Below are 8,150 nucleotides of genomic sequence, written 5' to 3'. Positions count from 1 at the left end.
ATGCAAAACAGCGTGACGTTTGTCGACGATGTGCTGAACGGCATTATCAAAAGCATCGTTTTTGCCTTCGTCGTGACCTGGATCGCCGTATTCCAAGGCTATGACTGCGAGCCCACTTCCGAGGGGATCAGTCGTGCCACTACCAAGACCGTGGTGTACGCCTCTTTGGCGGTACTCGGCCTGGACTTTATTCTGACCGCCTTGATGTTTGGAGATTTCTGATGCAAAACCGCACCCTGGAAATCGGTGTCGGCCTTTTCTTGCTGGCTGGCATCCTGGCTTTGCTGTTGCTTGCGTTGCGGGTCAGTGGCCTGTCCCCGAGCCCGAGCACCGATACTTATAAACTTTATRCATATTTCGATAATATCGCCGGTTTGACTGTCAGAGCTAAAGTGACCATGGCCGGTGTGACCATTGGCAAGGTCACTGCGATCGATCTGGATCGCGACAGCTTCACCGGTCGGGTGACCATGCAACTGGAAAAGCGCGTAGATAACCTGCCGACTGACTCCACTGCATCTATCCTGACCGCTGGCCTGTTGGGTGAGAAATACATCGGTATCAGTGTGGGTGGGGAACAAGCCCTGCTCAAGGATGGTGGAACCATCCACGACACGCAGTCGTCGCTGGTGCTCGAGGACCTGATCGGTAAATTTCTGCTCAATACCGTTAGCAAAGACGCCAAATGAGGAGCTTTTCAATGATCTCTATCTTGCGACGTGGCCTGTTGATATTGCTCGCAGCCTTGCCGTTGATGGCTAACGCCATGGCGGCGCAGTCGGCGCACGATCTGGTTCAGGACACCACGACCCGGATGCTCGCCGACCTGTCGGCCAATAAAGAGAAGTACAAGCAGGATCCACAAGACTTTTATACGGCGTTGAACACCATCGTCGGTCCTGTGGTGGATGCCGAGGGCATTTCCAAAAGCATCATGACCGTCAAATACTCGCGCAAAGCAACGCCCGAGCAAATGAAGACGTTTGAAGAAAACTTCAAAAAAGGTCTGTTCCAGTTTTATGGCAACGCATTGCTCGAATACAACAACCAGGGCATTACTGTTGAGCCTGCCAAGGATGAATCGGGAGACCGTACCAGCGTTGGCATGACGGTCAAAGGCAGCAGCGGCGCGATCTATCCCGTGTCTTACACACTCGAAAAGATCAACGGCGAATGGAAGCTGCGTAACGTCATCATCAACGGCATCAATATCGGCAAGCTATTCCGCGATCAGTTCGCTGATGCGATGCAGCGCAATGGCAACGACCTGGACAAGACCATCAATGGTTGGGCCGGGGAAGTCGCCAAAGCCAAGGAAAACACCGAAAAAGCTGTCGAGAAGAAAGCCYAATGAGTGAGTCGGCCATTCGCATGAGCGAAACCGGCGAGCTGCTGCTCAGCGGTGTGCTGGATTACCGGACCGGCCCGAACTTGCGCAAGCAGGGGCAGGTACTGATCAAGTCCAGCAAGGCGCCTGCGCTGGTGGTCGATTGCTCCGCAGTGGAGAAGTCCAGCAGTGTCGGCTTGTCGCTGCTGTTGTGCTTCATGCGCGATGCCCAGGTGGCCGGCAAGGCCGTGAGCATTCGCGCGATGCCCGAAGACATGCGCAAAATCGCTCAGGTCAGCGAATTGACCGAGCTGTTGGCGCACCCCTGAACCGCATCTATAAAGAAGCCCCCCGTCAGAGTCCTGCTTCGCGGGGTTCGCAGGCGCGGGGCTTTTTTGTATGATGTCCGACCCGCGCGCACAGGGCGCCGATTGAGGTTGAGCATGCAGGCCGTAGAAGTGAAGAGCTTCCTTGAAGGAAAGCTGCCAAACACGAAGGTGGAAGTTGAAGGCGAAGGCTGCAATTTCCAGCTGAACGTGATTAGCGATGAACTGGCGGCGTTGAGCCCGGTGAAGCGTCAGCAGCAGGTCTATGCCCATTTGAACCCGTGGATTGTCGATGGCAGCATCCATGCGGTCACTATGAAATTTTTCAGCAGCGCGGCCTGGGCCGAGCGCACCTGAGCCCAAGGGCGTCGAGATTCTTATGGATAAATTGATTATTACTGGTGGCGCTCGTCTTGATGGCGAGATCCGCATCTCCGGGGCAAAGAACTCGGCCTTGCCGATCCTGGCTGCCACCTTGCTGTGCGATGGCCCGGTGACCGTGGCCAACCTGCCGCACCTGCACGACATCACCACCATGATCGAGCTGTTCGGTCGCATGGGCATTGAGCCTGTGATCGACGAGAAGCTCAGCGTCGAAATCGACCCACGCACCATCAAGACCCTGATCGCGCCGTACGAACTGGTTAAAACCATGCGCGCCTCGATCCTGGTGCTGGGCCCGATGGTTGCCCGTTTCGGTGAAGCCGAAGTTGCACTGCCTGGCGGTTGCGCCATCGGTTCGCGTCCGGTTGACCTGCACATCCGTGGTCTTGAAGCCATGGGCGCGGTCATCGACGTCGAAGGCGGCTACATCAAGGCCAAGGCCCCTGAAGGCGGCCTGCGCGGTGCGCACTTCTTCTTCGACACCGTCAGCGTGACCGGTACCGAGAACATCATGATGGCGGCCGCTCTGGCCAAGGGCCGCAGCGTTCTGGCCAACGCCGCTCGCGAGCCTGAAGTCGTCGACCTGGCGAACTTCCTGAACGCCATGGGCGCGAAGGTTTCCGGCGCCGGCACCGACACCATCACCATCGATGGCGTCGAGCGTCTGCATACGACCACTTACAAAGTGATGCCTGACCGTATCGAGACCGGCACCTATCTGGTGGCGGCAGCGGTCACCGGCGGGCGTGTGAAGGTCAAGGACACCGATCCGACCATCCTCGAAGCCGTTCTGGAAAAACTTCGTGAGTCGGGCGCCGAAATCACCACCGGTGAAGACTGGATCGAGCTGAACATGCACGGCAAGCGGCCGAAAGCCGTCAACGTGCGGACCGCTCCATACCCGGCGTTCCCGACCGACATGCAAGCGCAGTTCATCTCCCTCAACGCCATTGCCGAAGGCACTGGTGCTGTGATCGAGACGATCTTCGAAAACCGTTTCATGCACGTTTACGAACTGCACCGCATGGGCGCGCACATTCAGGTTGAAGGCAACACCGCCATCGTCACCGGCATCGAAAAGCTCAAGGGCGCGCCAGTCATGGCCACCGACCTGCGTGCTTCGGCCAGCCTGGTGATCTCGGCGCTGATCGCCGAAGGCGATACCCTGATCGATCGCATCTACCACATCGACCGTGGTTATGAGTGCATCGAAGAGAAGCTGCAGATGCTCGGCGCCAAGATCCGCCGCGTACCGGGCTAGTTCCTGCTGCATGGGCGCAGGGACGCGTCCGTTGATTTGTTGAAGTCGAGCCGGTTTCCGGCTCGATGTGTGTCCGGCGCCGTTTGCGACCGGGCATGAGTACCTTGATAAGGACTGACGTTTCCCATGTTGACTATCGCACTGTCCAAGGGCCGCATCCTTGACGACACCCTGCCGCTTCTGGCTGAAGCGGGCATCGTGCCGACCGAGAATCCGGACAAGAGCCGCAAGCTGATCATCCCCACGACCCAGGCCGATGTGCGCTTGCTGATCGTGCGTGCCACCGATGTGCCGACCTATGTCGAGCATGGTGCCGCCGATCTGGGCGTCGCCGGTAAAGACGTGCTGATGGAATACGGCGGCCAGGGTCTGTACGAACCGCTGGACCTGCAAATCGCCCAGTGCAAACTGATGACGGCCGGTAAAGTCGGCGCAGTCGAGCCCAAGGGCCGTCTGCGCATTGCCACCAAGTTCGTCAACGTCGCCAAGCGCTACTATGCCGAACAGGGTCGTCAGGTCGACATCATCAAGCTCTACGGCTCGATGGAACTGGCGCCGCTGATCGGCCTGGCGGACAAGATCATCGACGTGGTCGACACCGGTAACACGCTGCGGGCCAATGGCCTGGAGCCACAGGATTTCATCGCTGCCATCAGCTCCCGTCTGATCGTCAACAAGGCGTCGATGAAAATGCAGCATGCCCGCCTCATAGCCAGAATTCTCGGGTGCCCAAGCGGATCAACGGCTAGCTTAGGGCGCCCGAGTTTTTGCCAATCCTATGAGGCTCTCGCTATGACCGCACCGACTGCAATTCGCCGACTCAACGCTGCTGACCCGGATTTCGCACATCATCTGGATCATCTGCTGAGCTGGGAAAGTGTGTCTGACGACTCGGTCAATCAGCGGGTGCTGGACATCATCAAGGCCGTGCGCGAGCGTGGCGATGCGGCGGTGGTCGAGTTCACCCAGAAGTTCGATGGCCTGCAAGTGGCGTCCATGGCGGACTTGATCCTGCCGCGCGAACGCCTGGAACTGGCATTGACCCGCATCACCGTGCCTCAGCGCGAAGCCCTGGAAAAAGCCGCGACCCGTGTGCGCAGCTACCACGAAAAGCAGAAACAGGACTCCTGGAGCTACACCGAAGCCGATGGCACGGTGCTGGGCCAGAAGGTCACGCCACTGGATCGCGCCGGTCTGTACGTGCCGGGCGGCAAGGCGTCCTACCCGTCCTCGGTGCTGATGAACGCGATTCCGGCCAAGGTGGCGGGCGTGACCGAAGTGGTCATGGTCGTGCCGACCCCGCGCGGTGAAGTCAACGAACTGGTGCTGGCCGCAGCCTGCATCGCCGGCGTCGACCGGGTGTTCACCATCGGCGGCGCGCAGGCAGTTGCGGCGCTGGCTTACGGCACCGAAAGCGTGCCGAAGGTCGACAAAGTGGTTGGCCCGGGCAACATCTATGTCGCCACCGCCAAGCGCCACGTGTTCGGCCAGGTTGGCATCGACATGATCGCCGGTCCGTCGGAGATTCTGGTGGTGTGCGACGGCCAGACCGATCCGGACTGGATCGCCATGGACCTGTTCTCCCAGGCCGAGCACGACGAAGACGCCCAGGCGATTCTGGTCAGCCCGGACGCCGAGTTCCTCGACAAGGTGGCCGCCAGCATCGCCAAACTGCTGCCGACCATGGAGCGCGCCGAGATCATCGAAACCTCGATCAATGGCCGTGGTGCGCTGATCAAGGTTCGCGACATGGAACAGGCCATCGAAGTGGCCAACCGCATTGCCCCAGAGCACCTGGAGCTGTCGGTCGCCGATCCACAGGCCTGGCTGCCGCAGATCCGTCACGCCGGCGCGATCTTCATGGGCCGCCACACTTCCGAGGCCCTGGGCGACTACTGCGCAGGTCCGAACCACGTATTGCCGACCTCCGGCACTGCGCGCTTCTCTTCGCCGCTGGGTGTTTACGACTTCCAGAAACGTTCGTCGATCATCTTCTGCTCCGAGCAGGGTGCCTCCGAACTGGGCAAGACCGCCTCCGTACTGGCCCGTGGCGAATCGCTGAGCGCTCACGCCCGCAGTGCTGAATACCGCATTCTTGATGACAAGCAGGGGAACTGAACATGAGTAAATTCTGGAGCCCGTTCGTCAAGAATCTGGTGCCTTATGTGCCGGGCGAGCAGCCGAAACTGGCCAAACTGGTGAAGCTCAACACCAACGAAAACCCGTACGGTCCATCGCCAAAAGCCCTGGCGGCGATGCAAACCGAACTGAACGACAACCTGCGTCTGTACCCGGACCCGAACAGCGACCTGCTCAAGCAAGCCGTTGCCAAGTACTACGGCGTGCAGGGCAATCAGGTGTTCCTCGGTAACGGTTCCGATGAAGTCCTGGCGCACATCTTTCATGGTTTGTTGCGCTGGACGCTGTTGAGCAAATCCTCAAGGCCAGCCCGGATTCGGTGGTCGTGGTGGATGAGGCTTACGTCGACTTCGGCGGTGAAACGGCGATCACGCTGGTGGACCGTTATCCGAACCTGTTGGTGACGCAGACCCTGTCCAAGTCCCGTTCCCTGGCCGGCCTGCGGGTTGGTCTGGCCGTGGGGCACCCGGATCTGATCGAGGCACTGGAGCGGATCAAGAACAGCTTCAACTCCTACCCGCTGGATCGTCTGGCGATTGTGGGGGCTGCGGCGGCGTTCGAAGATCGCGAGTATTTCGACAAGACTTGCCGGTTGGTCATCGAGAGTCGGGAGCAAGTGGTCGCGCAACTGGAAGCGAAAGGGTTTGAAGTGTTGCCGTCGGCGGCGAACTTCATTTTCGCCCGTCATCCGAAGCACGATGCTGCGGGGCTGGCAGCGAAGTTGCGCGAACAGGGCGTGATTGTTCGGCACTTCAAGCAAGAGCGGATTGCCCAGTTCCTGCGGATTTCCATCGGCACGCCGGAGCAGAATCAGGCACTGATCGACGGCCTCGGCGACCTCTAGACCAAAACTGTTCCTGTGGGAGCGAGCGGCGCGGCTCGTTCCCACAGGGTCCCGCTTACTCTTCTTCTTTTTCCTGGATCGGCGCCGGCGGCGGACGCAGACCGATTTCTGCGGTGAGCTTGAGTTCTTTACCGTTGCGCATCACCTGAATCGTGACCTTGTCGGTCGGTTTGATGCGCGCCACCTGGTTCATTGACTTGCGACCATCGCCAGCCGGTTCACCGTCGATGCTGAGGATCACGTCGCCCAATTGCAGGCCGGCCTTTTGCGCCGGGCCGTCACGGAAAATCCCCGCGACCACAATTCCCGGGCGTCCCGACAGGCCAAACGATTCCGCCAGTTCCTGACTCAACGGTTGCACTTCGATGCCGAGCCAGCCGCGAATCACCTGGCCGTGTTCGATGATCGACTTCATCACTTCCATCGCCAGTTTGACCGGGATCGCGAAGCCGATGCCTTGCGAGCCACCGGACTTGGAGAAGATTGCCGTGTTGATGCCGGTCAGGTTGCCGTTGGCGTCCACCAGTGCACCGCCGGAGTTGCCGGGGTTGATCGCGGCGTCGGTCTGGATGAAGTCTTCGTAGTTGTTCAGGCCCAACTGATTGCGCCCGGTGGCACTGATGATCCCCATGGTCACGGTCTGGCCGACGCCGAACGGGTTGCCGATGGCCAGGGCCACGTCACCGATGCGCAGGTTGTCAGAACGGCCGACGGTGATCGACGGCAGGTTTTTCAAGTCAATCTTCAATACCGCGAGGTCGGTCTCCGGGTCGCTGCCGATGACCCGGGCCAGGGTTTCACGACCATCCTTGAGCGCCACCACAATCTGGTCGGCACCGCTGGTCACGTGGTTGTTGGTCAGCAGGTAACCTTCCGGGCTCATGATCACGCCCGAACCGAGGCTCGACTCCATGCGCTTCTGCTTGGGCGAGTTGTCGCCGAAGAAGCGGCGGAACTGCGGGTCTTCAAACAGCGGATGGCTGGGTTTGTTGACCACTTTGGTGGTGTAAAGGTTGACCACCGACGGCGCAGCCGTGGTCACCGCATCGGCATAGGACACCGGGCCCTGCTGCACACCAAGGGTTTGCGGGGCTTGTTGCAGATTGACGTCGAGGCTTGGCAGCCCGACCCACTGCGGGTAACGCTGAATAATCAGTAGAGCGACAAGCACGCCGGCCAATAGCGGCCAGCCGGAAAAACGCAGCGCCTTGAGCATTAAGCACGTCCTGAGAGGTTGCAGGCGGTATGAGACCGCCCATAATGTCGCGCATTATACGAGGCCGCGCGCGCCTCTGAACGGGATATTTAGGAGTCTTTTATGGCCGTCGCCCTGAGCACCCTGGTCGAAGAAGCCGACCGTTACCTGGCAAGTGCGAAGATTGCCGATTACTGCCCCAACGGCTTGCAGGTCGAAGGCCGGCCGCAAGTAATGCGCATCGTCAGCGGTGTCACCGCCAGCCAGGCGTTGCTGGACGCCGCGGTGGAGGCCCAGGCCGATCTGGTGCTGGTGCATCACGGCTATTTCTGGAAAGGCGAGRACCCGTGCATCACCGGCATGAAGCAGCGCCGGTTGAAAACCCTGCTCAAGCACGACATCAGCCTGCTGTCCTATCACTTGCCGCTGGACCTGCACCCTGAAGTCGGCAACAACGTACAGCTTGCCCGGCAATTGGATATTACCGTCGAAGGCCCGTTGGATCCGGACAACCTGAAAATCGTCGGCCTGGTCGGCTCGTTGAGCGAACCGATGACCCCCCGCGATTTCGCCCGTCGGGTACAGGAAGTCATGGGGCGCGAGCCGTTACTGATCGAAGGCAGCGAGATGATTCGTCGGGTCGGCTGGTGCACCGGTGGTGGCCAGGGTTACAT

9 protein-coding genes and 2 pseudogenes are annotated in these 8,150 nt (G+C 59.8%); 10 read left to right on the top strand and 1 reads right to left on the bottom strand.

What is annotated here, in order from left to right; translation table 11 throughout:
- From AC1DLB_RS23540 to AC1DLB_RS23500, 9 genes and pseudogenes are all read left to right on the top strand, one after another.
- Positions 1 to 222 (top strand): ABC transporter permease (locus tag AC1DLB_RS23540; protein WP_477785732.1); only part of this gene is annotated, 222 nt, incomplete at its 5' end.
- Positions 222 to 689, top strand: a complete 468-nt coding sequence (mlaD, locus tag AC1DLB_RS23535; RefSeq protein ID WP_477785731.1) for an outer membrane lipid asymmetry maintenance protein MlaD — start codon at positions 222 to 224, stop codon at positions 687 to 689. The genes AC1DLB_RS23540 and mlaD, both read left to right, overlap by 1 nt.
- A gap of 11 nt (positions 690 to 700) precedes the next feature.
- A complete protein-coding gene (locus tag AC1DLB_RS23530) occupies positions 701 to 1,354 on the top strand; it encodes an MlaC/ttg2D family ABC transporter substrate-binding protein (protein ID WP_477785730.1) in 654 nt (217 codons plus the stop codon).
- The gene (locus AC1DLB_RS23525) at positions 1,351 to 1,656 is read left to right on the top strand and encodes an STAS domain-containing protein (RefSeq protein WP_018927197.1); all 306 of its coding nucleotides are present in this window, start codon (positions 1,351 to 1,353) and stop codon (positions 1,654 to 1,656) included. The genes AC1DLB_RS23530 and AC1DLB_RS23525 overlap by 4 nt, the downstream gene beginning before the upstream one ends.
- Positions 1,657 to 1,770: 114 nt before the next feature.
- Positions 1,771 to 2,010 (top strand): BolA family protein, encoded by a 240-nt coding sequence (locus tag AC1DLB_RS23520; RefSeq protein ID WP_018927196.1) that lies wholly within the window; start codon positions 1,771 to 1,773, stop codon positions 2,008 to 2,010.
- 22 nt (positions 2,011 to 2,032) lie between these two features.
- A complete protein-coding gene (murA, locus tag AC1DLB_RS23515) occupies positions 2,033 to 3,298 on the top strand; it encodes a UDP-N-acetylglucosamine 1-carboxyvinyltransferase (RefSeq protein WP_018927195.1) in 1,266 nt (421 codons plus the stop codon).
- 126 nt (positions 3,299 to 3,424) lie between these two features.
- Positions 3,425 to 4,006: pseudogene (hisG, locus tag AC1DLB_RS23510) on the top strand (ATP phosphoribosyltransferase); the annotation flags it as partial.
- 84 nt (positions 4,007 to 4,090) lie between these two features.
- On the top strand, positions 4,091 to 5,416 hold the full coding sequence (gene hisD, locus AC1DLB_RS23505) for a histidinol dehydrogenase (RefSeq protein ID WP_018927194.1): 1,326 nt from the start codon (positions 4,091 to 4,093) through the stop codon (positions 5,414 to 5,416).
- Between the two features lie 2 nt (positions 5,417 to 5,418).
- Positions 5,419 to 6,281: pseudogene (locus tag AC1DLB_RS23500) on the top strand (pyridoxal phosphate-dependent aminotransferase).
- A 55-nt stretch (positions 6,282 to 6,336) separates the two neighbouring features.
- Here AC1DLB_RS23500 and algW read toward each other — a convergent pair.
- Positions 6,337 to 7,497, bottom strand: coding sequence for a Do family serine endopeptidase AlgW (algW, locus tag AC1DLB_RS23495; RefSeq protein WP_018927192.1), 1,161 nt, complete (start codon positions 7,495 to 7,497; stop codon positions 6,337 to 6,339).
- A 102-nt stretch (positions 7,498 to 7,599) separates the two neighbouring features.
- Here algW and AC1DLB_RS23490 point away from each other — a divergent pair.
- Positions 7,600 to 8,150, top strand: a 551-nt coding sequence (locus AC1DLB_RS23490; RefSeq protein ID WP_477785729.1) for a Nif3-like dinuclear metal center hexameric protein, incomplete at its 3' end; no start/stop codon positions are given.

Source organism: Pseudomonas sp. 05N434, from assembly GCF_056396965.1.
The sequence above is the reverse complement of the archived record's forward strand: the minus strand, read 5'-3'. Positions and strand labels throughout refer to the sequence as shown.